Raw genomic sequence first — 22,899 nt, forward strand, 5'->3', positions numbered from 1 at the left:
ACCCCCACTCCGACAGCGCCACCCGCACCCAAGGCCATATCTCTCGTGCAAACGCTTCTCGAAGTCATCCTGCCCGTCTTCCTTGTCATCGGCTTTGGCTATGTCTCTGTCTGGCGAGGGTATTTTCCGGTCTCGGGCATCGACGGGGTCATGCGGTTCGCGCAAAGCTTCGCGATCCCCTGCCTGCTGTTCCAATCGATCGCGCATCTGGATCTCTCCGCCTCTTTCGACCCGCGACTGCTGTTCAGCTTCTACACCGGCGCGGCGGTCTGCTTCACGCTGGGGCTGTTCGGCGCGCGCATCCTGTTCAAACGCGACTGGGAAGACTGTGTGGCCATCGGGTTCTGCAGCCTCTTTTCCAACTCGGTCCTGCTGGGGCTGCCGATCACCGAACGCGCCTATGGGCCCGAGGCGCTGATCGGGAACTTTGCGATCATCGCCATCCACTCGCCCTTTTGCTACGGGCTGGGGATCACGGTGATGGAGTTCGTGCGCAACCGGGGCCAATCCGGTCCGGCCTTTGCGCGCAATGTGGCGCGGGCGATGTTCCACAACCCGCTGGTTCTGGGCATCCTCGCGGGCTTTGCCGTGAACTTTAGCGGGCTGGCGATCCCCGGTGTGATCGACGACGCGCTGTCGCTGATCGTACGCGCTGCCCTGCCCGCGGCACTCTTTGCCTTGGGCGGCGTGTTGATCCAGTACCGCCCCGAGGGCGACAGCAAGACCATCGCCATGGTCTGCCTTTTGGCACTGATCGTGCATCCCGCGATTGTCTGGTTCATGGGCAGCGGCTTTGGCCTGCCGCAGGATCTGTTCCGCTCGGGCGTGCTGACGGCAGCGATGGCACCGGGGTTCAACGCCTATATCTTCGCCAATATGTATGGCCGCGCGCGGCGGGTCGCGGCAAGCTCGGTGCTGGTGGCGACGGTGGGGTCGGTGCTGACCGCGTGGCTCTGGCTCAGCGTGCTGCCATGATGCCCGTGCTCTATTCTTTCCGGCGCTGCCCCTATGCCATGCGCGCGCGGCTGGCGCTGCGGTCGGCCCGCCAGCAGGTGCAGCTGCGCGAGGTCGTGCTGCGCGACAAGCCCGCCGCCTTTCTGGCGACCTCGCCCAGTGGGACGGTGCCCTGTCTGGCGCTGGATACGGGCGAGGTCATTGACGAAAGCCTCGACATCATGATCTGGGCTCTGCGCCGACACGATCCCGAAGGGCTGCTGCAGATGCCTGACGCGGGATGGGACTGGATCAGCCGCTGCGACGGGCCGTTCAAACACGCACTGGACCGCACGAAATACGCCACCCGCTACCCCGACGCCGATCCGGAGGCAGAGCGGGCCAAAGCCGCCGCCCATCTGACGGCGCTGGACGCGCAAATTGACACCTATATTTTCGACACCCCCAGCCTTGCCGACATGGCCATTGCCCCCTTCGTGCGGCAGTTCGCCTTCATCGACAAACCCTGGTTCGACGCGCAGCCCTGGCCGCAGTTGCAGGCGTGGTTGGACCGGTTCCTGACCTCGCAGGCCTTTGCCGCCGTGATGGATAAATACCCGCAATGGGCAGAGGGCGACGCGCCTACGGTCTTTCCTGCCTAGGGCGACACCCCCCTTGCCCCGCCCCCGCGTACGCTGCATCGCGGCACAAGTTACCCTACGTCACAAAGCCGCGCCGCTGCCCTGACAGCCGTCAGGCAGGTTGCCACAGCGGCGTGCACACTCCTAACCTTGGGTCGTGGTCCCACCGGATCACAACAACCGGGAGGAGATATAATGAAACATTTCAGATCAGGTCTGGTCGCCGGGGCGCTGGCCCTTGGCACCGCCTTTACCACCCTAACCCCCGCATGGGCCCAAGAGCTGCCGCGCGGCGATGCGACCGCCTTGGGGTTCGACCCTGACCGACTGGCGCGGATGGATGCCACCTTTGGCGCGCTGGTGGACAAGGGGATGACGCCGGGGGCCGTGCTGATGCTGATCCGCGACGGTCAGATCGCGCATCTGTCCACCATGGGCAAACGCACCCCCGACGGGGAGCCGATGACCGAAGACACGCTGTTCCGCATCTACTCCATGACCAAACCCATCACATCCGTCGCCGCGATGATGCTGGTCGAAGAAGGCAAACTGCTGCTGAACGCGCCTGTCTCGACCTATCTGCCCGCCTATAAAACCCTGACCGTGGTCACCGGTGAGAAAGACGCCGAGGGCAAGCCCGTGACCCGCCCCGCCAAAGGCGTGATGACGGTGCGCGACCTGATGCGCCATACCTCGGGGCTGACCTATGGCTTCTTCGGGGCCGGTCCCGCGCGCGAGGCTTATAACGAGGCCGGGGTCGCCTCGCCCGAGAACACGGCGATCGAACAAGCCAATCTGCTGGCGTCCCTGCCGCTTGAGCATGACCCCGGCACCACATGGGAATACTCCCGCGCGACAGATGTTCTGGGCGCGGTGGTAGAGGTCGCCTCAGGCCAGACGCTTGAGGAATTCATGAAGGCGCGTATTTTCGACCCGCTGGGGATGGAGGATACGGCCTTCTACATCGATGACGCGGCGGATTTCCCGCGGATCGCCGAACCCTTCGCCGATCAGGCCAAACTGGGCAGCCGCGATGTCTTTGACCCGCGCGTGCGCAAGCCGAACCAGTCGGGCGGCGGCGGGCTGATGTCCACGGTGCATGACTATGCCAAATTCGCGCAGATGATGCTGAATGGCGGAGAGTTGAACGGTACGCGGCTGCTGTCGCCTAAGTCGGTGCAGCTGATGACCTCGAACCACCTTGAGGGCATCAAACCCGGCAAATACTACCTGCCCGGCCCCGGCTACGGCTTTGGTCTGGGGTACGGTGTGCGACTTGAAACCGGCAACGCCCCGTCAATGGGCTCCGCCGGTGAATACAACTGGGGCGGTGCCGCAGGAACCGGCTATCACGCGGACCCTGCCGAAGATATGATCGCGCTGCTGATGATCCAGTCGCCCGCCAATCGGGGGCCGCTGCGGCTGATCTTCAAGAACCTCGCCTTTAGCACGCTGGCCGACAGCCGCGTCGACGACTGACCTCGCGGGGCCACGCGCCCCGCCCCATACCCTCGCGCAAAAGGCCCCTGACGTCGGGGCCTTTTGTCGTTCAGCACGACAGATCGCTGGCTTGCGACACGGAAACCCCCTAAAATTTCACACCGGCCATTGTCAGCGGGATGGTCCGCGTTACGTCATCGCTTTGATTATAAAGGGTTCACATTGTGGCAACAGAAACACTCGGCGCGCTAAATCCTGTAACTGCGATCGCATTGGTCGGCGCGATCGGGGTGGGGTCTCAATGGATCGCATGGCGGCTGCGCATGCCCGCCATCGTGCTGATGCTGGTGGCCGGTATCCTGATAGGGCCGGTTCTGGGCATCTTCGACCCCGCACGGGATATCGGGCCGTTGATGGGGCCGATGATCTCTATCGCCGTGGCGATTATCCTGTTCGAGGGCGGTCTGTCGCTGAACTTTCACACGCTGCAGGACGCGGTCGGCGGTGTCCGGCGGCTGGTCTATATCGGCGCGCCCCTTGGCTGGCTGATGTCGGCGCTGTCGCTGCATTATGTGGCGGGGCTCAGCTGGTCCAGCGCGGCCGTCTTTGGCGGGATCATGATCGTGACCGGCCCCACGGTCATCGCGCCGCTGTTGCGCACCGCGCGGCTGTCGCGCCGCCCTGCCACCCTGCTGCAATGGGAGGCGATCCTGAACGACCCCATCGGCGCGCTGGCCGCCGTGCTGGCCTTCGAGGTCGTGATCGCGCTGAACACCGCGACAACAGCGTCCGAGGCGATGCTGGAGCTGTTTATCGGTGCCGCCGTCGCCACTGCCGCCGGTGTCGCTGCGGGGATCGGCCTGTCGCGCGCCTTCAAACGCGGCTGGGTGCCCGAGTATATGAAGGTGCCCGTGCTCTTTGCCCTGCTGCTGGGGGTCTTTGCCGCGTCCGATGCCGTGCTGCACGAAAGCGGGCTGCTGGCGGTGACCATCATGGGGATCGTGATCGCGAACTCCAAACTGCCCAGCTACGAGGAAATGCGCCGTTTCAAGGAACATGCCACCGTGCTGCTGGTGTCGGGCGTGTTCATCCTGCTGGCCGCAGGGCTGGATGTCGAGGCGCTTGGCAATCTCGACTGGCGCGCGGCGGCCTTTGTGGCTGTGGTGGTGCTGGTCGCACGGCCTGTGACGGTGTTTATCTCGCTCATCGGGTCGGGCATCCCGTTCCGCGAAAAACTACTGGTGGCCCTGACCGGACCGCGCGGCGTCGTGCTGGTCGCGGTCGCGGGTCTGTTTGGCGAACGCCTGCTCAGCCTCGGGTTCGAGGACGCCGCCCTGATCGCGCCGCTTGCCTTTGCGCTTGTGGCGGTGACCGTGGTGGTCAACGGCTTCACCCTCGCCCCCTTTGCGCGGCTTTTGGGGCTGACCGGTGCGGACACGCCCGGCGTGGTGATCATCGGCGGCTCGGACTGGACAACGCAGCTGGCCGAAGTGCTGAAAAAAGCAAAGATTCCGGTGCTGATGACCGACCCCAACTTCATCCGCCTGCGCAAGGCGCGCGCGGCGGGGATCGACACATTCTCGGGTGATATTCTGTCAGAGGCGGCAGAGCAGCGCGTCGAACTCGTCAGCTATGCCACGCTGATCGCTGCCACGGATAACGACGCCTACAACACGCTGGTCACCACCGACCTGGCACCGGAATTCGGCCGCGAGAATGTGTTTCAGGTGATGCGCGAGAAATCCGAAAGCAGCCGCCACCAGCTGCCCCGCACCCTTGGCGGGCGGCCCTTGGGGCTAGAGGCGACACATGCGGAACTGCGTGATCTGATCGCCCAAGGCTGGCGCTTCCGCAGCACACGTCTGTCAGAGGAGTTCACGCTGGAAGACTGGCGCGCCGAAAGCCCCGAGGCGCGGCTGCTCGCCCAGATCACCACCAGCGGCGAGATCAAGTTCATGCGCAAGAACGAAGAGTTCAAAGGCGGCGACGGCATCCATGTTATCGCTCTTCGCCCGCCGGAGGAGTGATCAGACCACACCGACCCGCGCAGCATACTATCTGCGCGGGTATTTCAGCTTCGCATTAACCTTAATTGGACCATTTTTTCGCCACACCGGTCAGGCAGTTGCTTCAGTCATGTAGGTAACCAACTGAAAAGGCAAATCTATGTTAATAAGTTCACTTTTCTCTGGCGGCAGCCAGCAGTCTCAGCCCAAAGGGGCCGAGAAACAGAAAGATAAGTCCGAGACCGGTAACACCGAAAAGAACAACGCCAAAGCCAAAGACGAACAGCCGGCCGCGCAAGAAACGCAGCCCACCGCTGAAACTGCCCCTGCGCAGTCGTCTCAGGCCGCCGCCCCTGCGCAGAAAGCGCAAGCCCCCGCTGCGGAGGCTCCGGCCCCCGTCGCCCCAACCCCGGTTGCCACCTCGGACGCCGAAGACAGCGGCATGAGCGAGGCGCAAGCCCGCGCCGCAGCCGAAGCCCGGATCGAAGCCGCACAGGCCCGCAGCCTGATCGACTCGATCGCGCCGGTCAGCAGCTCGCCCCAGCAGGCCAGCAAATCCTACCTGTCGGCCCTGCTGAAATCGAACGCGCCAACAGAGGCCGCATCAACGGCCAAATCCGCCGCTGAGCCCGTCGCCGACAAGGCCGACAAAGCGCTCAAAGCCGCCGCGTAACCCACGCAGCCCCGCCGCGCCCGAACACCCTTCGGGCGCGGCGCATGGTTCACAGCCAAGACAGACATCAAAACGCAGGCGCTGAAGCGCGCGAATTATGCATGATTATCAATAAGTTGAAGTGGTGCGGGTGAAGGGACTCGAACCCCCACGCCATAGGCGCCAGAACCTAAATCTGGTGCGTCTACCAATTCCGCCACACCCGCATTGCGCGTTCACTATCAAAGAAATTTCCCAGTGGCGAGGGGGAAAAACGCGCATGACGTATAGTTTTTCTCACCTGCCACGCGTGCCTGCACCCGACCGCCGCTAGAGGTCCAGCGCCTTGAAGACGCGGGGGATTTCTTCGACCAGATCTTCGGCGATCAGCCCCGGTCCGAACTGACGTGCTGCCTCTACATGCAGCCACGTGGCGTATTGCGCCGCCTCGAAAGGCGTGATGCCGCGGGCCAGCAGACCGGTGATCATGCCCGACAGCACATCCCCCGCGCCGGCGGTGGCAAGCCACGGGGCCGCGCGATCGCCCGTGCCGTGATGCGCCGCGACGCGGCCGTCGGGATGCGCGATCAGGGTGGTCGCCCCCTTATACAGAACAATCGACCCCGCCTTTTGCGCCGCCATCAGACAGGCCTTCGCCTTATCGGCGTCACCCTCGGATATGCCCTTGAAAAGACGTGCGAACTCCCCGCCATGCGGGGTCAGCACGCAGTGCGGGCCAAGGCGCTCCCACAGGGTGGGCTCCTGCGCGATCAGGGTCAGCGCGTCGGCGTCCAGCACGCAGGGCTTGCCGCATTCAAGCACTGCCCGCACCAGCGCCACATGGGCCGGTTTCAGCCCCAAGCCCGGCCCGATGCACAGCGCCCGCACGCGTTTGTCACCGGCCAGCTCTGCCAAATCCTCGGGGCCTGTGACGCGCGACAGCATCAGGGCGGTGATCTGCATCGCCACCTCCATCTGCGCGGCGGGCGGTACGGCCAGTGTGACCAGCCCCGCCCCCATCCGCAACGCCGCACGCCCGGACAGCCGCGCAGCACCCGTGCGCCCGGCCCCACCGGTCACGACAATCGCATGCCCGTGATCGAACTTATGCCCCTGCCCCTTGGCCAATTGGTCAAAGTCCAGCGTGTCTGCGGTGATGGCACTCGGTTGCATGGCAGCCCCTTTCCGGTCCGTCTTTTGCCCGAAGATAAACCACCTGCCCAAGCGATAGCCAAGCCTGCCAGCACATGGATTTTCAAACTGCACAGATTTTAATCGCAACGCACATAAAACAGCCGATGCGCACAAATTTTCGCCTCTTTCGGTGGACTCCATCGCGCGTCTGGTAGACCGTCGGCCCGCACGGTGAGATGACACCGATGTAGACCGAAAATCACCCGTCTGGCAGGGAGGCCTCAGATGAAAAAGATCGAAGCTGTAATCAAGCCGTTCAAGCTTGATGAAGTCAAGGAGGCGCTCCAAGAGGTTGGCGTTCAGGGCCTTAGCGTTATCGAAGTCAAAGGCTTCGGGCGTCAAAAGGGCCATACAGAATTGTACCGTGGCGCTGAATATGTCGTGGATTTTCTGCCCAAGGTAAAAATCGAAATCGTGTTGGACGACGATCAGGTAGACGCCGCCATCGAGGCCATCGTATCGGCCGCGAAGACCGAAAAGATCGGCGACGGCAAAATCTTCGTCAGCCCCATCGAACAAACAATCCGCATCCGTACCGGCGAGACCGGGTCAGACGCGCTTTAATCGAATTTACGAGATTCAAGAAAAGGATATCATCCAATGAGCACCAAGGACTTCCTGAAGAAGATCAAGGACGAGGACATCGAATACGTTGATGTACGTTTCACCGATACACGCGGTAAACTGCAGCACGTGACAATCGTCTCCGATCTTGTTGACGAAGATTTTGTCGAAGAAGGGTTCATGTTTGACGGCTCCTCCATCGCGGGTTGGAAAAGCATCGAAGCCTCCGACATGAAGCTGATGCTCGACACGGACACCGCCTATGTTGATCCGTTCTATGCCGAAAAAACCATCTGCGTGCACTGCTCTGTTGTAGAGCCCGACACAGGCGAAGCCTATGAGCGTGACCCCCGTGGCACCGCGCAAAAAGCCGAAGCCTACCTGAAAGCCTCCGGTATCGGTGATGTGGCATATATGGGTCCGGAAGCCGAATTCTTCCTGTTCGATAACGTCAAATTCTCGAACTCGATCAACAAGGTATCCTACGAAGTTGATGCGTCCGACGCGTCCTGGAACACCGACACCGACTATGAAATGGGCAACATGGGCCACCGCCCGGGCCTCAAGGGCGGCTACTTCCCCGTGAACCCCACGGACGAAGCACAGGACCTGCGCGCCGAAATGCTTTCGACCATGAAACGTCTTGGCATGAAGGTCGACAAACACCACCACGAAGTGGCGTCCTGCCAGCACGAACTGGGCCTGATCTTCGGCACGCTGACCGAACAGGCGGACGAGCTGCAGAAATACAAATACGTGATCCACAACGTGGCGCACGCCTATGGTAAATCCGCAACCTTCATGCCCAAGCCGATCTATGGCGACAACGGCTCCGGCATGCACGTGAACATGTCGATCTGGAAAGACGGCAAGCCCCTCTTCGCAGGCGACAAATATGCCGACCTAAGCCAGGAAGCGCTGTATTTCATCGGCGGTATCCTGTCCCACGCGAAATCGCTGAACGCCTTCACCAACCCGGCGACCAACAGCTACAAGCGTCTGATCCCCGGTTTCGAAGCCCCCGTTCTGCGCGCCTATTCCGCACGCAACCGCTCGGGCTGTGTCCGTATCCCATGGACCGAATCCCCCAAGGCAAAACGCGTAGAGGCCCGCTTCCCCGATCCGGCGGCAAACCCCTACCTGTGCTTTGCCGCGCTGCTGATGGCCGGCCTTGACGGGATCAAGAACAAGATCGATCCGGGCGAAGCCATGGATAAAAACCTCTATGATCTGCCGGCCGAAGAACTGGCCGATATCCCAACCGTTTCCGGTTCCCTGCGCGAAGCGCTGGAAGAGCTGCAGTCGGATATGGATTACCTGCTGGCCGGTGACGTATTCACCAAAGACCAGATCGAAGGCTATATCGAACTCAAGATGGAAGAAGTGCACAAATACGAGCACACCCCCCACCCTGTTGAATTCGGCATGTACTACAGCTGCTAAACGCGGTCTCCACCCGGACGGGTGGCCAGACCAACAGCAAAGGGCGTCCCTATCGGGGCGCCCTTTCGCTTGGAATGCGTCTTGCTATTTGAAGTTCGAAACAGCTGAGCTAGAGTCAGCCGAAGTTTAATATAGTCAGAGGTTATTTCATGCGCCCCACCAAACGTCTTGCCACGGCACTTATGCTTTCTTTGGGCTTCGCCGCCCCAGTTGCAGCGGCCCAATGTGGCAACAACGCGGGAGGCTTCGACGCCTGGAAACCCGCCTTCGCGAAAGAGGCCGCCGCCGCGGGTGTCGGTCAACGGGGGCTCGATGCACTGGCAAACGCGCGCTATGCCAGCAGCACCATCGCCGCCGACCGCAACCAGAAATCCTTCAACTATTCGCTCGATAAATTCATGCAGGTGCGCGGTGCCGATACGATCGTCGCCCAAGGCCGCAAGCGCAAGGCCCGCAATGCAAGCTTCTACCAGTCACTCGAAGCGCGCTACGGCGTGCCAGCGGGGGTGATCATCGCGATCCACGGGATGGAAACCGCCTTTGGTGGCTTCATGGGCGATACCTCGGTGGTCTCTGCGATCACAACGCTGACCTATGACTGCCGCCGCTCCGATTTCTTTGCCCCCCACGCCATCGGCGCGCTGAAACTGGTTGATACCGGCGCGATCAATGGCGGCACCAAAGGCGCGAAACATGGCGAGCTTGGCCACACCCAGTTCCTGCCCGGCAATGCCCTGCGCTATGGGGTGGACGGTAACGGCGACGGCCGCGTTGATTTCTACAACCAGACCGATGCGCTGGCTTCGACCGCGAACTTCCTGCGTCAGAAAGGCTGGCAACCCGGGGCCGGCTATCAGGAAGGGCAAACCAACTTCAATGTGATCAAACAGTGGAACGCTGCCGGCGTGTACCAGAAAGCCATCGCCATCATGGCCGCCCGCATCGACGGCTAACCCCCTCGAAAGTAAAAACAACCGCCACGCGCGCGCCGGTCCTGCGGCGCGCGCGTTTTGCTTCCAAATGGCTGAAAATCCTCGCCGAAGGCATCCGCCCCGTGCCACCCGCACCACCCCATTGCAATTGCAGCACCCAAGCGCCATATAGCGCCCATAGGGAAAGGCCCCTGCCGTCCGCATATCGGTGAAGTCCTTGATCAAGAACACACCTTCAATCTCGCGGATTGACGGGCAACGCGGACCCCCTTCGACTTTTGCGAGAGCAGGAGTGTTATGATGACAACCCAAAACCATCCCACCGCCGTACCTTCGGCTGATGTGCTGAAATCCCAGGCCAAACGCTTGCGCGCGGACCTTGCAGCCCAAGGCACAGCACTGTCCCATGCGGCGACGCTGGAAATGGTGGCCCACCAATGGGGCGCGCGCGACTGGAACACCCTAAGCGCCCAGGCCGCCGCCCCTGCGCAGGGCTGGACACCCGGCGACCGCGTGCAAGGCCGCTATCTAGGGCATCCTTTTACCGGCGTGGTCAAGGCGGCGCGTCTATCGGGCAGTGGCATGTGGTCGCTGACCTTGCGCTTTGACACGGCCATTGACGTTGTGACCTCGCCCCTGTTCAGCAATATGCGGCGGCAGATCAATGCGGTGGTCGATGCGCAGGGGGTTTCCCCACGCAAGACCTCTGACGGGCAGCCGCATCTGGTTCTGACCTAGCGCCATCAATCCCGAACCATCGCGCCTGTCTGGGTCCGCTCAGGCAGGCGCATCTCCGTCGCGCACCACATAGGTGTGGATCGTAAAGACCACCGCGTCGCTTTCGGGCAGACGCAGGATGCACTGCCGCTCTGACCGGATAAAGGGCATGTCGCTGCCTGTCTCGCGCCGCCGCGGCTGGTGCAGATCCGCATCCGCATAGCGCAGCTTGTTGAACCGCCACAGGGGCCGCCCTGCCCGCACGCCGTCAAACAGACGTTGCACACGCCGCGCGATATCGGCGTCATATTCCTCGACCGGGGCGTGAATGCCCGTCAGGGGTTGCTCTATCTTATCCGCCAGCCGCCAGTTCGCCGGAAAGCACAGTGCCGCAGCGGTCAGCACATGTTCATCGCCACGCTTTTGCAGGATGCAGAGGTCTTCTTGCACCAGATGCGCCAGCGTCCACAGCGGTTGCGACCGGTCCAGCGTGACCTTGCGCCCGTCGGGGCAAACCACCGCATCAGCCCCGAGGGTGAAACCGAATCGCGGCAGAAGGGTCAGCGCCTCGGACAACAGCTCTGTCGCGGCGGGTCTGGCGGCCTCGCTTTGGTAGAAAACAACCTCGGGTCGGTCCGCCAGCAGCGCTTCGCGGTAGACCATCTGCGGCGCGTAGGCTTCGTCCATCAGCAGCCAGTCCTCCGCCCCGCAAGGCCCCGTGCCCGGCAATCCGGGCGTGCCGGTTTGCGCGTCCGGTAGTCTGGTTTGCAATATCACGGGCATGAGGTCTCCTTTTTGGTCAGCGGATGAGGGGTAGCCGGGGGGGCAGCCGGTGCGAAACCGGCGGCGTGGCGCATAGGCCCGCTGCCGGGGCGCAGCCCGCTACGGGCCATGCCTTCGGCGAGGATTTAGTGCCATTTGGAAGCGGCTGTCAGTTCTTCAGAGCGTCTTGCAGCGCCGGAAGGAAGCGTTGTTCGTAGTCACTGCCGACCAGCGGACCGGCGTAGCGGAACAGAACCGTGCCGTCGCCTGCGATGATGAACGTCTCTGGCGGGGCGGTGACGCCCCAGTTGATGGCCGTGCGCCCCTGCGGGTCAAAGGCGACGCCTTCGAAGGGGTTGCCATCATTGGTCAGATAGCTGGTTGCGGGGCCGACCGTGTCTTTGAAGTTCACCCCGATGATCGACAACCCCTGCGCCTGCATATCAAGCAGCTGCGGATGTTCGGCGCGGCAGGGCGGGCACCAGCTGGCCCAGAAGTTGACCAGCGTCACCTCGCCATTGGTCAGCACATCCGGTGCCGCGGCGGGAAACCCTTCCAGCGGTTTTTCCGGCAGCGCGGGGGCCATCTGCCCTACCAGCGTCGAGGGCAGCCCTTCGGGATCGGGGCGGAACATGCCAAAGGCGGCAAGCGCCACGAAACCGGCGAAGACCAGCGGTGGCGCGATCATGAGCGGAGAGATTTTAGCCATCTTTACGGGCCTCTATATCAGCAAGTGTGGCGCGGGCCTTGCGCCCTTTGTTCAGGCTCAGCCCCACCAGCCCCGCCAGCAGCAGCAGCGACACCCCATAGGCGGCCAGCACCTCGGCGGCGTATTTCCCAAGTTCCGGCATCATGCGCCCCTTTCGCTGCGCGCCAGCAGCGCGCGGGCGCGGCGCAGGCGGATTTCGGTCCCTGTGCGGTACAGAACCAGTGCCAGAAACAGCAGGCCAAAGCCGACCATACTGATCAGCAGCGGGTAGAAAAACACATCGGACACGGTACGCCCGCCGGTGGCCAGCGGGACAGAGGTGCCTTGATGCAGCCCCTGATTCCAGAACTTGACCGCATAGCGCGACAGCACCGCAAAGACCGAGCCCACCAGACACAGGACCGCGGTCAGGTCTGCAGCGGTATCGGGGTCCTCGACCGCTTCCCACAGGGCGATATAGCCGAGGTAGAAGAGGAACAGGATCAGAAAGGACGTCAGCCGTGGATCCCATGCCCACCAGGTCCCCCACATGGGCTGTCCCCAGATCGCACCGGTGATCAGCGCGATCACTGTCATGGTGACGCCCACAGGGGCCGCCGCCTTGGCCGCGAGGGCGCTGACGTGATGCCGGCGGATCAGCCAGACCAGCGAGGCCACCAGCATCATGAACCACGCGTTGATCGCCATCAGCGCGGCGGGCACATGCAGGTAGATGATCTTGACCGTCGATCCCTGACGGTAATCATCCGGCGTGCCGAAAAAGCCCCAGCCCAGACCGACCACCAGACACAGCGCCGCCCCCCCCCAGACATAGGGTTGCATGCGGGCCGAGAGGCCTAAAAATTTCACCGGATTGGCGTATTCCCATAAAGACATGGCGGGGTTCTATCGCTCCGTTTCCTGGCACTCAATGGTCAAAAGCGCGCACTCACCTTAAGGTCATCCGCAGCACCGCGGCAGAGGCGAAGGGCATGAGCGCGATGGTGCCAAAGGTGATGCCAGCCAGCAGGGTCAGAGGGGTCGTGGCATCCAGCCCCATCGCGCCGCGGCGCGCGGCCTCTGCCCCGAAGATAAGCGTCGGTACGTAAAGCGGCAGCACCAGCAGCGACATCAGCAACCCGCCGCGTTTGATGCCCACGGTCAGCGCCGCGCCAAAGGTGCCGATCACCGACAGCGCGGGCGTGCCCAGACCCAGCGAGGCCACCAGCCACAGATACCCCGCTGGCGCAAGGTTCAACATCACCCCCAATACAGGTGCCGCCAGCACCAGCGGCAGCCCTGTCGTCACCCAGTGGGACAGCGCCTTGACGCTCAACGCCGCCTCAAGCGGCAGCGGTGCCGTGGCCAGCAGGTCCAGCGTGCCATCCTCGTAATCCAGCGCAAGCAGCCGGTCGAGCGAGAGCAGGCAGGCCAGCAGCGCCCCCAGCCAAAGCACACCGGGCGCGATGGTCCCCAACAGATCGGGTTGCGGCCCGACGGAGAAGGGCACCAGTACGGTGACAATCAGGAAGAACGCCAGCCCGAGGCCAAAGCCCCCGCCCGCCCGAAAGGCAAGCATCAGGTCACGGCGCAGCAGGGCGATCACAGGAAAGCCTCGTCACTGGCACCGCTGCGCCGTGATGGTTTGGCGCGAAACGGGGTGATGTCAAAGCTATGCGCTTTCAGGCCAAGGTCGATATGTGTCGCGATCAGCGCCGTGCCGCCGGCCCCCAGATGCGCCGTCACCGCTGCGGCGAAAAGCCCAACTGCGGCGGCGTCCAGCGACACGGTCGGCTCGTCCAGCACCCAGATGGGCCGCCCCGTGACCATCAACCGCGCCAGCCCCAAGCGCCGCTTTTGCCCCGCAGACAAGGTGCCTGCCAGCCGGTCTTGCAGCGCCTTAAGGTCATAGGCGGTCAATGCGTCAGAGATATCGCGCTGCCCGAAGACCTGTGCCCAGAATGTGAGGTTTTCGCGCACGCTGAGCATCGCTTTCAGCCCGTCGGCGTGCCCGGCGTAGGCGATGGTTTCCTCTGCCCCGTCGATCTGCCCCGACAAGGGCGGTTGCAGCCCCGCGATGCAGCGCAGCAGCGTGGTCTTGCCCGCCCCGTTCGGCCCACGCAGGATCAAGGCAGCCCCCGGTTCAATCGCAAAGGACACCCCGTCCAGCACGGGCACACCGCCGCGCGCGACGGCAAGGTCGGTGACACGCAGGGTCATATCAGACGGGGATCATGGCCAAGGCGATGCGACGGCCTTCGCTGAGCAGGACGTTATAGGTCCGCGCCGCGGCGGGGGACGACATGACATCAACCCCGATGCCCGCATCTTCGAGCGTGCTGCGCAGGTCGGCCGGGATATGCGCAATCTCGGCCCCGGTGCCGATGAACAGGATGTCGATCTTGCCCGCCAGCGCCAGCAGCGGTGCGTGATCGTCAAAGCCCTGCCACGCAGAAACCCCAGAGGTGCCCGCGATCACCGGCCCTTCGAACACAGTGCCGCCAATACGGAAGAAACCGGGGCCATAGCCTTCGACGGGTTTGGCATCCGAATACACGACCTCGTTCAAACGCATGATGTTCTCCTTCTCGCGGGGGCTGCGCGATCATAGCGGATCACGCGCGGACAATACAGGTCAACTGGCGGTGAAATGGGGCGGGCCCTTTGGGCAAAGCGTCGCGCCGGATGCGGGCGCGGAACGGTGCTGCCAGCAAGGGCGTGCCCTGCTGGCAGCGAAATATATTACGCGTCGATGTTGGCGTATTGGCCGGTATTGTTGTTGTCTTTCTTGGACCAGTCGCGTTTGACGCCCAGAAACAGCACGACGTTCTTGGCCACATAGACCGAGGAATAGGTGCCCACAACAACGCCCCATGTAATCGCGAAGACAAAGCCACGGATCACATCGCCGCCCAGAACCAGCAGCGCGATGAGCGCGAGCAAGGTGGTGCCCGATGTCATCAAGGTCCGGCTCAGAGTCTCGTTAACGCTGAGGTTCATGATCTCGCGCAGGTCGCGTTTCTTGTATTTGCGCAGGTTTTCACGCAGGCGGTCAAAGATCACCACGGTGTCGTTGATCGAATAGCCGATGATGGTCAGGATCGCCGCGATCACCGCCAGATCGAACCGGATCTGCAACGCCGAGAAAACGCCGATGGTCAGCACCACATCGTGGAACAGCGCCGCGACCGCCCCGACAGAGAACTGCCATTCGAACCTGAGCCAGATGTAGATCAGGATCGCCCCGAGGGAGGCAGCAACGGCCAGAAACGCGGTCTGGATCAGCTCGCCCGACACTTTGGGGCCAACAGATTCGACCGAGGTGAAGACGATGTTCGGGGCAACGGTTTTCAACGCTTCCTCGACATTCTGGATCATCTCGGGGGATGCGGCCTCTTCGCCCTCCTGGGCCTGGATGCGGACCATCGCGACATGTTTGGTGCTGTCGCTGGCAGGGTCAAACACCTCCGAGATGGACACATCGCCAAGCTCCAGCGGTTCCAGCGCCGTGCGGTAGGCCGCTACGTCCACGGCTGCGTCGCTTTGCGTGCGCAGGGTCGTGCCGCCCCGGAAGTCGATGCCGTAGTTCAGACCCATGGTGAACCACACGGCCAAGGCCAGCAGCACCGCCACACAGGACGCCCCAAAGGTCAATCTGGCGTGTTTGAAGAAGTCGATATTCGTATCGTCGGGGATCAGTCTCAGCCGCATGGTGCGCGTTCCTATACCGTGATTGTCTTGGGACGGCGGCGTTCAAACCAGAACACCACGATCAGACGTGTGACGAAATACGCCGTAAAGACCGACGTTACGATGCCAAGCCCCAGCGTCACCGCGAACCCGCGCACAGGGCCGGAGCCAAGCACAAAGAGGATCGTCGCAATGATGAAGGTGGTGATGTTGGCGTCCAGAATGGCGCTAAGCGCGCGTTCATAGCCAAGGCTGATGGCGCGGGCCGGTCCCTTGGCGGTCTTGAGCTCTTCGCGGATGCGTTCAAAGATCAGCACGTTGGCGTCAACCGCCATACCCACTGTCAGAACGATCCCCGCGATACCGGGCAGGGTCAGCGTGGCACCAATCAGGCTCAGCAAGCCAAAGATCATGCCGACGTTGATGATCAGCGCGATATTGGCGAACAGCCCGAACAGCCCGTAGCTGGCCCACATAAAGAACAGTACCGCGGCAAAGGCGACGCTGGTCGCGATCTTGCCCGCGTCAATGCTGTCTTGGCCCAGTTCCGGCCCGATGGTGCGTTCCTCGACAAAGGTCAGACCCGCAGGCAAGGCCCCTGCCCGCAGCAAGACGGCCAGATTGGTGGATTCCTCGACCGTGAAGTTGCCGGTGATGATGCCCGACCCACCGGGGATCGCGCTTTGGATGGTGGGGGCGCTGATGACCTCGTCATCCAGCACAATGGCGAAAGGCGCGCCGATGTTCTCTGCCGTGTAGGTGCCGAACTTGCGCGCGCCGGTGGTGTCAAAGCGGAAGCTGACAGCGGGACGGCCGTTCTGGTCAAAGCTGGGCTGCGCATCGACCAGCTGTTCGCCGGTCACGACGGGCGCGGTTTCGATGATGTAGAAGACACCGGGCGCTTCGGCGTCGGGCAAAAGCGAATTACCCAGACCCGGTGCCGCGTTTTCATTGGCGCCACGGTTCACCACGGGGTTGAACGTCAGCTGCGCCGTGGTCCCGATGATCGCTTTCAGCTCTGCGGCAGACCCGATACCGGGCACCTGAATAAGGATACGGTCCGAACCCTGACGCTGGATCGTGGGTTCGCGTGTACCCACCTCGTCGATGCGGCGGCGGATAATTTCCAGCGACTGCTGCATCGTGCGCTCGTCCGTGGCCTGTTTCTCGGCATCGGTCAGCGTGATGGTGATGATGTCATTGGCACCGTTTACCACGATGTCGTTTTGCCCTGTGCCCGTCAGCGACTGCACGGGGCGGGCCAAGGCACGGGTCGCCTCTAAAGCTTGTGCCATGACAGAGGCATCGTTGATGCGCACGCGCAGCTCGCCCTTGGGGGCGTCAACGCGGCGGACCGGCGTGATCGAGCGCAACGCATCGCGGACCTCGGGCCAGGCGGCTTCCATCCGGTTGGCGTACACGTCTTCGACATTCACTTCGGCCAGCAAATGGGCCCCGCCGCGCAGATCGAGGCCAAGGTTGACCAGACGTTCCGGCATCCACTCGGGCCAAAGCGCCTTTTGCGCCTCAAGCTCGGGGGTGGCGCCAGCAACGCTGATCGCCTTGACCGCATCATTGTGCTGTTCGACGGGACCGTAGAACGCATTGGGCAGCGCCAGCCACAGGCCAGCGGCACAGGTGAGGATGATCAACACCCGTTTCCACAGATCAATCTGAAGCATGGTACTGCCCTTTTCTCGACACGCCCGAAGGGGCGCTTACTTGGCTGGTTCGGTCTTGGAGACGACGGTGGCGATGGTCGATTGCACAACGCGCACTTTGACGTTGTCGGCCAGTTCGACTTCCAGCTCGCCGTCATCTTTGACTTTGACGACTTTGCCGATCAGACCGCCAGCGGTGACCACTTGATCGCCACGACGCAGACCGTCCACCATTGCCTTATGCTCTTTCACCTTCTTTTGCTGAGGGCGGATAAGCAGAAAATACATGATCGCGAAGATCAGGATCAGGGGTACAAATTGCTGAATGGCTTCCATGGAGGTCGTCCTTTGTGTTGGGCGCATGCCGCAAACGGCCTGCCGTCTAAGTTTGGCGGAACCTATGGTCAGACGCGGGGCTTTGCAAGGTGGGTTCCGGGGGGAAATGGCGCCGCCCGGTGTCGCAGCCTGCAATAAGCTGTTTGCGCAAGCATCCAAGGGCGCGATCCCCCCCCGGCGCATCCACATCTGGCACCGCGATCCACAATCGGGCATAACGCGCGCAACGCAGATCATGCGACTCGGACGACAAAGGAACAGCCCATGCACGACATCAAAGCCATCCGTGAAAACCCCGATGCTTTCGACGCGGCCCTCGCACGGCGCGGCGACACCCCTGTGAGCGCGCAGGTACTGGCACTGGACGAGGCACGGCGGGCCAAGATTTCAGCAGCGGAAACCGCGCAGGCCGAGCAGAACAAGGCCTCCAAACTGGTGGGCGCGGCCAAGGCCAAGGGCGACGAGGCCGAATTTGAACGTCTGCGCACATTGGTCAGCGACAAGAAGGCCGAAGTTACCGCCATGCAGGCAGAGGCCAAGGATCTGGACGCGCAATTGACCGACATGCTGGCGCGCATCCCCAACCTGCCTGCCGATGATGCCCCCGATGGCGCGGACGAGGCTGACAACGTCGAAGTGAACCGCTGGGGCGATGTGCCGGCGTTTGATTTCAAGGCGAAAGAGCATTTCGAGATCGCCAGCGTCGCGGCGTCAATGGATTTCGAAACCGCCGCCAAAACCTCTGGCGCGCGCTTTGTGATGCTCAAGGGGGCCGTGGCGCGGATTCACCGTGCGCTGGCGCAGTTCATGATCGACACCCATGTCGATGAAAACGGGCTGACCGAACATATGACCCCCGTGCTGGTGCGCGACGAGGCGATGTATGGCACCGACAAGCTGCCCAAGTTCGGCGACGACAGCTATCAGACCACAAACGGCTGGTGGCTGATCCCCACCTCCGAAGTGACGCTGACCTATTCGGTCGCCGGTGACGTGCTGGAAGAAGCCGCCCTGCCCCGCCGGATGACCGCCCACACCCTGTGCTTCCGTTCCGAAGCCGGCAGCGCGGGCCGCGACACCTCGGGCATGCTGCGCCAGCACCAGTTCGAGAAGGTCGAGATGGTATCGGTCACCCACCCCGATCAATCGGACGACGAACAAAAGCGTATGCTGCGCTGTGCCGAAGACATGCTGGAACGTCTGGGCGTGCCTTACCGCACCGTGATCCTGTGCACCGGTGACATGGGCTTTGGCGCGCGCCGGACCTTTGACATCGAGGCATGGCTCCCCGGTCAGAACGCCTACCGCGAGATCAGCTCTGTCTCGACCACGGGGGATTTTCAGGCGCGGCGGATGAACGCACGGTTCAAACCCGCAGATGGCGGCAAACCGCAGTTCGTGCACACGTTGAACGGCTCCGGTCTGGCCGTCGGGCGCTGCCTGATCGCGGTGCTGGAAAACGGCCAGCAGGCCGATGGGTCGGTCAAACTGCCCCACGTGCTGGCCCCCTATCTGGGCGGCAAGACCACTTTGTCCGTCGACGGCACGCTCAGCTGATTGAACGCGGGGATCATCGGGCTATCTGAGGCGGGAACCACTTTTCGCAAGGTAGCCCGATGTCCCGTTCCCTTATTGCCCTTCTGACCTTTCTGCTGGCGATCGGCTTTGCCGTGTCGCCTTTTTTTGTCTCCGGCTTCAACGGCTTTTCGCCGGACCAATTCCCCATTCCCCAAGACAACCCGCCGGTGCAGCCTGCGGGCTACGCGTTCTCGATCTGGGGGATGATCTATGTCTGGCTGATCGTCGGCATGGGCTGGGGCCTGTGGAAACGCCGCGCGGATTACCTTTGGCACGACATGCGTCTGCCGCTTGCGCTGTCGCTGTTTGTGGGCTGTTTCTGGCTTGCCGTGGCCGTGGCCAGCCCGATCTGGGCGTCGGTGTTGATCTGGGTGATGCTGGTGTCGGCGCTTTACGCGTTGTTCCGCGCCCCGCGTGAGGACCGCGGCTTTGCCGCCCTGCCCGTGGGGCTTTATGCGGGCTGGCTGAGCGCGGCCTCCTGCGTGTCTTTGGGGCTGCTGGCGGCCGGCTATGGTTGGATGAGCGGGCCAACCGCGGGGCTGGTCTTTGTCGGGCTGGCGATTGTGATTGCAGCGGGGGTGCAATCGTCGCTGATGCGCGCGCCGACCTATGGGATCGGGGTGATCTGGGCGCTGGTCGCTGTGGTGGTGGCGAATGTCGCGACGGCCCCGACCGTTGCGGCGCTGGCCGCGGGGGGCACCATTGCGTTGATCCTGCCCACCTACCGGTCATGGCGGCGCGGTTAAATGCAAAGAACCGGAGTTTTGAAAACTCCGGTCCCGATTTTTGCAACTTCTAGCGGTCCTTGCGGTGCCCGTCGGTATGTTTGCGCAGCTTCGACGGCTTCGCTTTTTTGCGCCCCTTATAGGGGTTGGCGTCAGACTGGCCGCGCATCCACAGGCGGATCGGCGTGCCCGGCATGTCAAAGTCGATCCGTAACCCGTTGACAAGATAGCGGTTATAGCTTTCCGGCACCTTATCGGGGTGGCTGCACATGACCACGAACCCCGGCGGGCGGGTCTTGGCTTGGGTCATATAGCGCAGCTTGATACGCTTGCCCTGCGGCGCGGGGGGCGGGTGCGCCTCCATCATCCCAGACAGCCAGCGGTTGAGCTGTGCCGTGGTGACACGGCGGTTCCAGACCTCATAGGCGCGCATGATCGCGTTGTGCAAACGGTCCATCCCGCGCCCGGTCTTGGCCGAAACGGTCACCAAAGGCGCGCCCTTGAGCTGGGGCAGAAGCCGTTCAAAGCTTTCACGCAGGTCTTTCAACTTGCCCTGTTTGTCGGTCTCAAGGTCCCATTTGTTCACCGCGACCACAACGGCGCGGCCTTCGCGTTCGGCCAGATCGGCGATGCGCAGGTCTTGCTGTTCAAACGGAATATCCGCATCCAGCAGAACCACCACAACCTCGGCGAATTTCACCGCACGCAAACCGTCGCTGACGCTCAGCTTTTCGAGCTTTTCCTGCACCTTGGCGCGTTTACGCATCCCGGCGGTGTCAAAGATCCGCATGGGCACGTCGAACCAGTCGGTCTGCAGCGAAATCGCATCACGGGTGATCCCCGCCTCTGGTCCGGTGAGCAAGCGATCCTCGCCCATAATCTGGTTGATCAGGGTGGATTTACCCGCGTTCGGACGCCCTACGACGGCCACCTGCAAGGGCTTGGTCTTGGTGGGGACGGGCACGGGTGCCTCTTCGTCGCCCAGTTCGGCTTCTTCCTCGGTCAGGTCCACATCTGTTTCCGGCGCATCGGTTTGCGCCCGCTCGGCGAAACCGTCAGCGATCGGCATCAGATGGGTGTAAAGATCGTTCAGCCCCTCGCCGTGTTCGGCAGACAGGCGGATCGGTTCGCCAAGGCCAAGGCTGTAGGCCTCGATCACACCGGCGTCGGCGGCTTTGCCCTCTGCCTTGTTGGCGGCCAGAATGACATGGGCGGATTTCTTGCGCAGGATATCGGCAAAGACCAGATCGGACGGCGTGACCCCCACGCGGGCGTCGATCATGAACAGGCAGATGTCCGCCATATCCACGGCACGTTCGGTCAGGCGGCGCATCCGGCCCTGCAAACTGTCGTCGGTGACTTCTTCAAGTCCGGCGGTATCCACCACAGTGAATCGCAGGTCGGCAAGCCGCGCCGCGCCTTCGCGCAGATCGCGCGTCACACCGGGCTGATCATCGACCAACGCCAGCTTTTTACCGACCAGACGGTTGAACAGCGTGGATTTCCCGACGTTGGGACGGCCCACAATGGCGAGGGTGAAAGACATGGAACGGCTCCGAAGACTAGGTCAAGCCCGCCGCTTAGCCTATTTGCGGCCTAACGGAAAGCGTGCAATTGCCCTTTCGCGGATACGACGTAAAGAACGCCCCCCGCCACGACCGGCGCAGTGGTCGCCCCGCCGGGGATCGTCACCTGTGCAACCAGCGCGCCATTGGTAGGGTCAAAGCTGCGCAGCGTGCCATCGCTAGAGGCCACGATCACGCGGCCACCTGCAAGGATGGGGCCGTAGTTGCCAAAGACCTCGGACTGGCGCTTGGGCTTGTCCTTGACGAAATTCGGCAGCGGTGTGCCCCAGATGCGGGTGCCGGTGCTGGCATCCAGACGCACCAGCTCGTTCAGGTCGGTCACGACAAAGACGCTGTCGCCTGCGGGCCAAACGGGGCCGATCGCGCCTTCGCGCGCGGTCCACTGGCGTTCGCCGCCGCCAAGGCTCAGCGCCGCCAGACGGCCCGACTGGTTGCCCACGTAAACGGTATCGCCCGAGATCACCGGCGCGCTTGTCACGTCAGAGATATTGGCCAGCGCGCGCCCCGGGCGTTTGCCCACGACCGACGTGTTCCAACGATCCAGCCCGCCCTGACGGAAGAGCCCTTGCACCTCGCCCGAGCCAAAGGCCAGCACGGCGATCTGCGATCCCACGGCGGGGGCCGGTGCGCCAAGCACATTGTTGATACTGCTGGTCGATCCGGTCTGCCATTGCACGCGGCCATTGGATTTGTCCAGCGCCCAGCCGGTATCGTCGCCGGAGGTGAAGTAGACCATATCGCCAAAGACTGTCGGGGCCCCCGATCCGGTGCCGTCGATATCCTGCGTCCAGCGCGTGCCGCCACTGTCGACATCCAGCGCCGTGACCGACCCGAAGCCGAGCGAGACATAGACTGTGTTGCCATCAACGGCCAAGCCGCCGCCCGTCGCATCCCCCTGCCCGTCGCTTTGCGGCGTCAGGTCACGGGTCCAGAGGGTCGCCCCCGATGTGGCAGAGGTCGCGGTGACCGTCGCGCCGGAATCGATGGTAAACACACGTCCGCCCGACACGACAGGCGTCGCGGTGATGCGTTGCTTGCGGCTGTCGCCCTTCCCGATAGAGGCGGACCACGCAAGCTGCGGGGCCGCACCAAGCGCGGGGTGGCTGACGCGGGTGCTTGGCGTGCCGGGGCTTTGCGACCAGCTTGCGTTTGTAGTCGCCGCGGGCAGTGAAATCGCGCGTGTTGTATTGGCTGGCACCGGCGCATCGGCGGGGGCTGCAAAGCCGTCGCTGCCTTGCAGGACCGATCGCACATCCTCGCGCACGCCGGGCAGGATCACCTCTGGTTCGGCGCAGGCCGACAGCAGCAGCGATGCCACCACCGCCCCCATCCCAAGTGAGGCACGGCGCGT

Annotated in this window: 24 protein-coding genes and 1 tRNA gene; 11 read left to right on the forward strand and 14 right to left on the reverse strand. The window is 62.9% G+C overall.

The features are described 5' to 3' along the window. Positions 1–45 precede the first annotated feature (45 nt). The 5 genes from IV89_RS10960 (at position 46) to IV89_RS10980 (ending at position 5,693) form a co-directional block, all read left to right on the forward strand. The gene (locus tag IV89_RS10960; RefSeq protein WP_005852681.1) at positions 46–975 is read left to right on the forward strand and encodes an AEC family transporter; all 930 of its coding nucleotides are present in this window, start codon (positions 46–48) and stop codon (positions 973–975) included. Continuing rightward, positions 972–1,595, forward strand: coding sequence for a glutathione S-transferase (locus IV89_RS10965; protein ID WP_037943956.1), 624 nt, complete (start codon positions 972–974; stop codon positions 1,593–1,595). The genes IV89_RS10960 and IV89_RS10965 overlap by 4 nt, the downstream gene beginning before the upstream one ends. A gap of 174 nt (positions 1,596–1,769) precedes the next feature. Next, positions 1,770–3,053 (forward strand): serine hydrolase domain-containing protein, encoded by a 1,284-nt coding sequence (locus IV89_RS10970; protein WP_037943955.1) that lies wholly within the window; start codon positions 1,770–1,772, stop codon positions 3,051–3,053. 185 nt (positions 3,054–3,238) lie between these two features. Next, positions 3,239–5,041 (forward strand): sodium:proton antiporter, encoded by a 1,803-nt coding sequence (locus tag IV89_RS10975; RefSeq protein WP_037943953.1) that lies wholly within the window; start codon positions 3,239–3,241, stop codon positions 5,039–5,041. A 139-nt stretch (positions 5,042–5,180) separates the two neighbouring features. Further along, positions 5,181–5,693: a hypothetical protein gene (locus tag IV89_RS10980; RefSeq protein ID WP_037943951.1), complete on the forward strand. Its 513-nt coding sequence runs from the start codon at positions 5,181–5,183 to the stop codon at positions 5,691–5,693. A 122-nt stretch (positions 5,694–5,815) separates the two neighbouring features. Here the strand turns inward: IV89_RS10980 and IV89_RS10985 are convergent. Together IV89_RS10985 and IV89_RS10990 are read right to left on the reverse strand one after the other, a co-directional pair. Then, a tRNA-Leu gene (locus IV89_RS10985) sits at positions 5,816–5,899 on the reverse strand. Between the two features lie 103 nt (positions 5,900–6,002). Beyond that, a complete protein-coding gene (locus IV89_RS10990; RefSeq protein WP_037943949.1) occupies positions 6,003–6,845 on the reverse strand; it encodes an NAD(P)H-hydrate dehydratase in 843 nt (280 codons plus the stop codon). A 246-nt stretch (positions 6,846–7,091) separates the two neighbouring features. Here IV89_RS10990 and IV89_RS10995 point away from each other — a divergent pair, with 246 nt between their 5' ends. From IV89_RS10995 to IV89_RS11010, 4 genes are all read left to right on the forward strand, one after another. Beyond that, the gene (locus IV89_RS10995; protein WP_005852659.1) at positions 7,092–7,430 is read left to right on the forward strand and encodes a P-II family nitrogen regulator; all 339 of its coding nucleotides are present in this window, start codon (positions 7,092–7,094) and stop codon (positions 7,428–7,430) included. A 36-nt stretch (positions 7,431–7,466) separates the two neighbouring features. Next, positions 7,467–8,873, forward strand: a complete 1,407-nt coding sequence (gene glnA / locus IV89_RS11000) for a type I glutamate--ammonia ligase (RefSeq protein ID WP_005852657.1) — start codon at positions 7,467–7,469, stop codon at positions 8,871–8,873. A gap of 149 nt (positions 8,874–9,022) precedes the next feature. Beyond that, positions 9,023–9,826 (forward strand): lytic murein transglycosylase, encoded by an 804-nt coding sequence (locus IV89_RS11005; protein WP_005852656.1) that lies wholly within the window; start codon positions 9,023–9,025, stop codon positions 9,824–9,826. A gap of 279 nt (positions 9,827–10,105) precedes the next feature. Next, a complete protein-coding gene (locus IV89_RS11010) occupies positions 10,106–10,543 on the forward strand; it encodes a glyoxalase superfamily protein (RefSeq protein WP_235183773.1) in 438 nt (145 codons plus the stop codon). Between the two features lie 39 nt (positions 10,544–10,582). On the opposite strand, the gene IV89_RS11015 is transcribed toward IV89_RS11010, so the two are convergent. From IV89_RS11015 to yajC, 10 genes are all read right to left on the reverse strand, one after another. Continuing rightward, entirely contained in the window at positions 10,583–11,305 is a 723-nt protein-coding gene (locus IV89_RS11015; protein ID WP_037943947.1) for a DUF3445 domain-containing protein, read from the reverse strand. A gap of 148 nt (positions 11,306–11,453) precedes the next feature. After that, positions 11,454–11,993, reverse strand: coding sequence for a DsbE family thiol:disulfide interchange protein (locus IV89_RS11020; RefSeq protein ID WP_037943946.1), 540 nt, complete (start codon positions 11,991–11,993; stop codon positions 11,454–11,456). Then, entirely contained in the window at positions 11,986–12,138 is a 153-nt protein-coding gene (ccmD, locus tag IV89_RS11025) for a heme exporter protein CcmD (RefSeq protein ID WP_009826661.1), read from the reverse strand. The genes IV89_RS11020 and ccmD overlap by 8 nt, the downstream gene beginning before the upstream one ends. Further along, positions 12,135–12,869, reverse strand: coding sequence for a heme ABC transporter permease (locus IV89_RS11030; protein ID WP_037943945.1), 735 nt, complete (start codon positions 12,867–12,869; stop codon positions 12,135–12,137). The genes ccmD and IV89_RS11030 overlap by 4 nt, the downstream gene beginning before the upstream one ends. A 52-nt stretch (positions 12,870–12,921) precedes the next feature. Further along, positions 12,922–13,578 (reverse strand): heme exporter protein CcmB, encoded by a 657-nt coding sequence (gene ccmB, locus IV89_RS11035; protein ID WP_009826659.1) that lies wholly within the window; start codon positions 13,576–13,578, stop codon positions 12,922–12,924. Then, a complete protein-coding gene (gene ccmA / locus IV89_RS11040; protein ID WP_037943944.1) occupies positions 13,575–14,192 on the reverse strand; it encodes a heme ABC exporter ATP-binding protein CcmA in 618 nt (205 codons plus the stop codon). The genes ccmB and ccmA overlap by 4 nt, the downstream gene beginning before the upstream one ends. Before the next feature lies 1 nt (position 14,193). Next, positions 14,194–14,547 (reverse strand): Mth938-like domain-containing protein, encoded by a 354-nt coding sequence (locus tag IV89_RS11045; protein WP_005852646.1) that lies wholly within the window; start codon positions 14,545–14,547, stop codon positions 14,194–14,196. A gap of 167 nt (positions 14,548–14,714) precedes the next feature. Further along, complete coding sequence (gene secF / locus IV89_RS11050; protein ID WP_037943943.1) at positions 14,715–15,683, reverse strand: protein translocase subunit SecF; 969 nt, start codon at positions 15,681–15,683, stop codon at positions 14,715–14,717. Between the two features lie 11 nt (positions 15,684–15,694). Further along, positions 15,695–17,344, reverse strand: a complete 1,650-nt coding sequence (gene secD / locus IV89_RS11055) for a protein translocase subunit SecD (RefSeq protein WP_037943942.1) — start codon at positions 17,342–17,344, stop codon at positions 15,695–15,697. A gap of 36 nt (positions 17,345–17,380) precedes the next feature. Next, a complete protein-coding gene (gene yajC, locus IV89_RS11060; protein ID WP_005852640.1) occupies positions 17,381–17,659 on the reverse strand; it encodes a preprotein translocase subunit YajC in 279 nt (92 codons plus the stop codon). Between the two features lie 264 nt (positions 17,660–17,923). On the opposite strand from yajC, the gene serS reads away from it, so the two are divergent. Beyond that, complete coding sequence (gene serS / locus IV89_RS11065; RefSeq protein WP_037943940.1) at positions 17,924–19,216, forward strand: serine--tRNA ligase; 1,293 nt, start codon at positions 17,924–17,926, stop codon at positions 19,214–19,216. A 59-nt stretch (positions 19,217–19,275) separates the two neighbouring features. Then, positions 19,276–19,983: a tryptophan-rich sensory protein gene (locus IV89_RS11070; RefSeq protein ID WP_037943939.1), complete on the forward strand. Its 708-nt coding sequence runs from the start codon at positions 19,276–19,278 to the stop codon at positions 19,981–19,983. Positions 19,984–20,032: 49 nt separating this feature from the next. Here IV89_RS11070 and der read toward each other — a convergent pair whose 3' ends face one another. Both der and IV89_RS11080 read right to left on the reverse strand, forming a co-directional pair. Beyond that, entirely contained in the window at positions 20,033–21,508 is a 1,476-nt protein-coding gene (gene der, locus IV89_RS11075; RefSeq protein ID WP_037943938.1) for a ribosome biogenesis GTPase Der, read from the reverse strand. 50 nt (positions 21,509–21,558) lie between these two features. Further along, complete coding sequence (locus IV89_RS11080; RefSeq protein WP_051843992.1) at positions 21,559–22,878, reverse strand: PQQ-like beta-propeller repeat protein; 1,320 nt, start codon at positions 22,876–22,878, stop codon at positions 21,559–21,561. Between the last annotated feature and the right edge of the window lie 21 nt (positions 22,879–22,899).

It is taken from the genome of Sulfitobacter sp. CB2047 (genome assembly GCF_000735125.2).
Lineage (GTDB): Bacteria > Pseudomonadota > Alphaproteobacteria > Rhodobacterales > Rhodobacteraceae > Sulfitobacter > Sulfitobacter pontiacus.

Coding starts and splice junctions, on each gene's coding strand:
- IV89_RS10965 (WP_037943956.1), top strand. CDS start 972: ATGATGCCCGTGCTCTATTCTTTCCGGCGCTGCCCCTATGCCATGCGC.
- IV89_RS10970 (WP_037943955.1), top strand. CDS start 1,770: ATGAAACATTTCAGATCAGGTCTGGTCGCCGGGGCGCTGGCCCTTGGC.
- IV89_RS10980 (WP_037943951.1), top strand. CDS start 5,181: ATGTTAATAAGTTCACTTTTCTCTGGCGGCAGCCAGCAGTCTCAGCCC.
- IV89_RS10990 (WP_037943949.1), bottom strand. CDS start 6,845: ATGCAACCGAGTGCCATCACCGCAGACACGCTGGACTTTGACCAATTG.
- IV89_RS10995 (WP_005852659.1), top strand. CDS start 7,092: ATGAAAAAGATCGAAGCTGTAATCAAGCCGTTCAAGCTTGATGAAGTC.
- glnA (WP_005852657.1), top strand. CDS start 7,467: ATGAGCACCAAGGACTTCCTGAAGAAGATCAAGGACGAGGACATCGAA.
- IV89_RS11005 (WP_005852656.1), top strand. CDS start 9,023: ATGCGCCCCACCAAACGTCTTGCCACGGCACTTATGCTTTCTTTGGGC.
- IV89_RS11010 (WP_235183773.1), top strand. CDS start 10,106: ATGACAACCCAAAACCATCCCACCGCCGTACCTTCGGCTGATGTGCTG.
- IV89_RS11015 (WP_037943947.1), bottom strand. CDS start 11,305: ATGCCCGTGATATTGCAAACCAGACTACCGGACGCGCAAACCGGCACG.
- IV89_RS11020 (WP_037943946.1), bottom strand. CDS start 11,993: ATGGCTAAAATCTCTCCGCTCATGATCGCGCCACCGCTGGTCTTCGCC.
- ccmD (WP_009826661.1), bottom strand. CDS start 12,138: ATGATGCCGGAACTTGGGAAATACGCCGCCGAGGTGCTGGCCGCCTAT.
- IV89_RS11030 (WP_037943945.1), bottom strand. CDS start 12,869: ATGTCTTTATGGGAATACGCCAATCCGGTGAAATTTTTAGGCCTCTCG.
- ccmA (WP_037943944.1), bottom strand. CDS start 14,192: ATGACCCTGCGTGTCACCGACCTTGCCGTCGCGCGCGGCGGTGTGCCC.
- IV89_RS11045 (WP_005852646.1), bottom strand. CDS start 14,547: ATGCGTTTGAACGAGGTCGTGTATTCGGATGCCAAACCCGTCGAAGGC.
- secF (WP_037943943.1), bottom strand. CDS start 15,683: ATGCGGCTGAGACTGATCCCCGACGATACGAATATCGACTTCTTCAAA.
- secD (WP_037943942.1), bottom strand. CDS start 17,344: ATGCTTCAGATTGATCTGTGGAAACGGGTGTTGATCATCCTCACCTGT.
- yajC (WP_005852640.1), bottom strand. CDS start 17,659: ATGGAAGCCATTCAGCAATTTGTACCCCTGATCCTGATCTTCGCGATC.
- serS (WP_037943940.1), top strand. CDS start 17,924: ATGCACGACATCAAAGCCATCCGTGAAAACCCCGATGCTTTCGACGCG.
- IV89_RS11070 (WP_037943939.1), top strand. CDS start 19,276: ATGTCCCGTTCCCTTATTGCCCTTCTGACCTTTCTGCTGGCGATCGGC.
- der (WP_037943938.1), bottom strand. CDS start 21,508: ATGTCTTTCACCCTCGCCATTGTGGGCCGTCCCAACGTCGGGAAATCC.
- IV89_RS11080 (WP_051843992.1), bottom strand. CDS start 22,878: ATGGGGGCGGTGGTGGCATCGCTGCTGCTGTCGGCCTGCGCCGAACCA.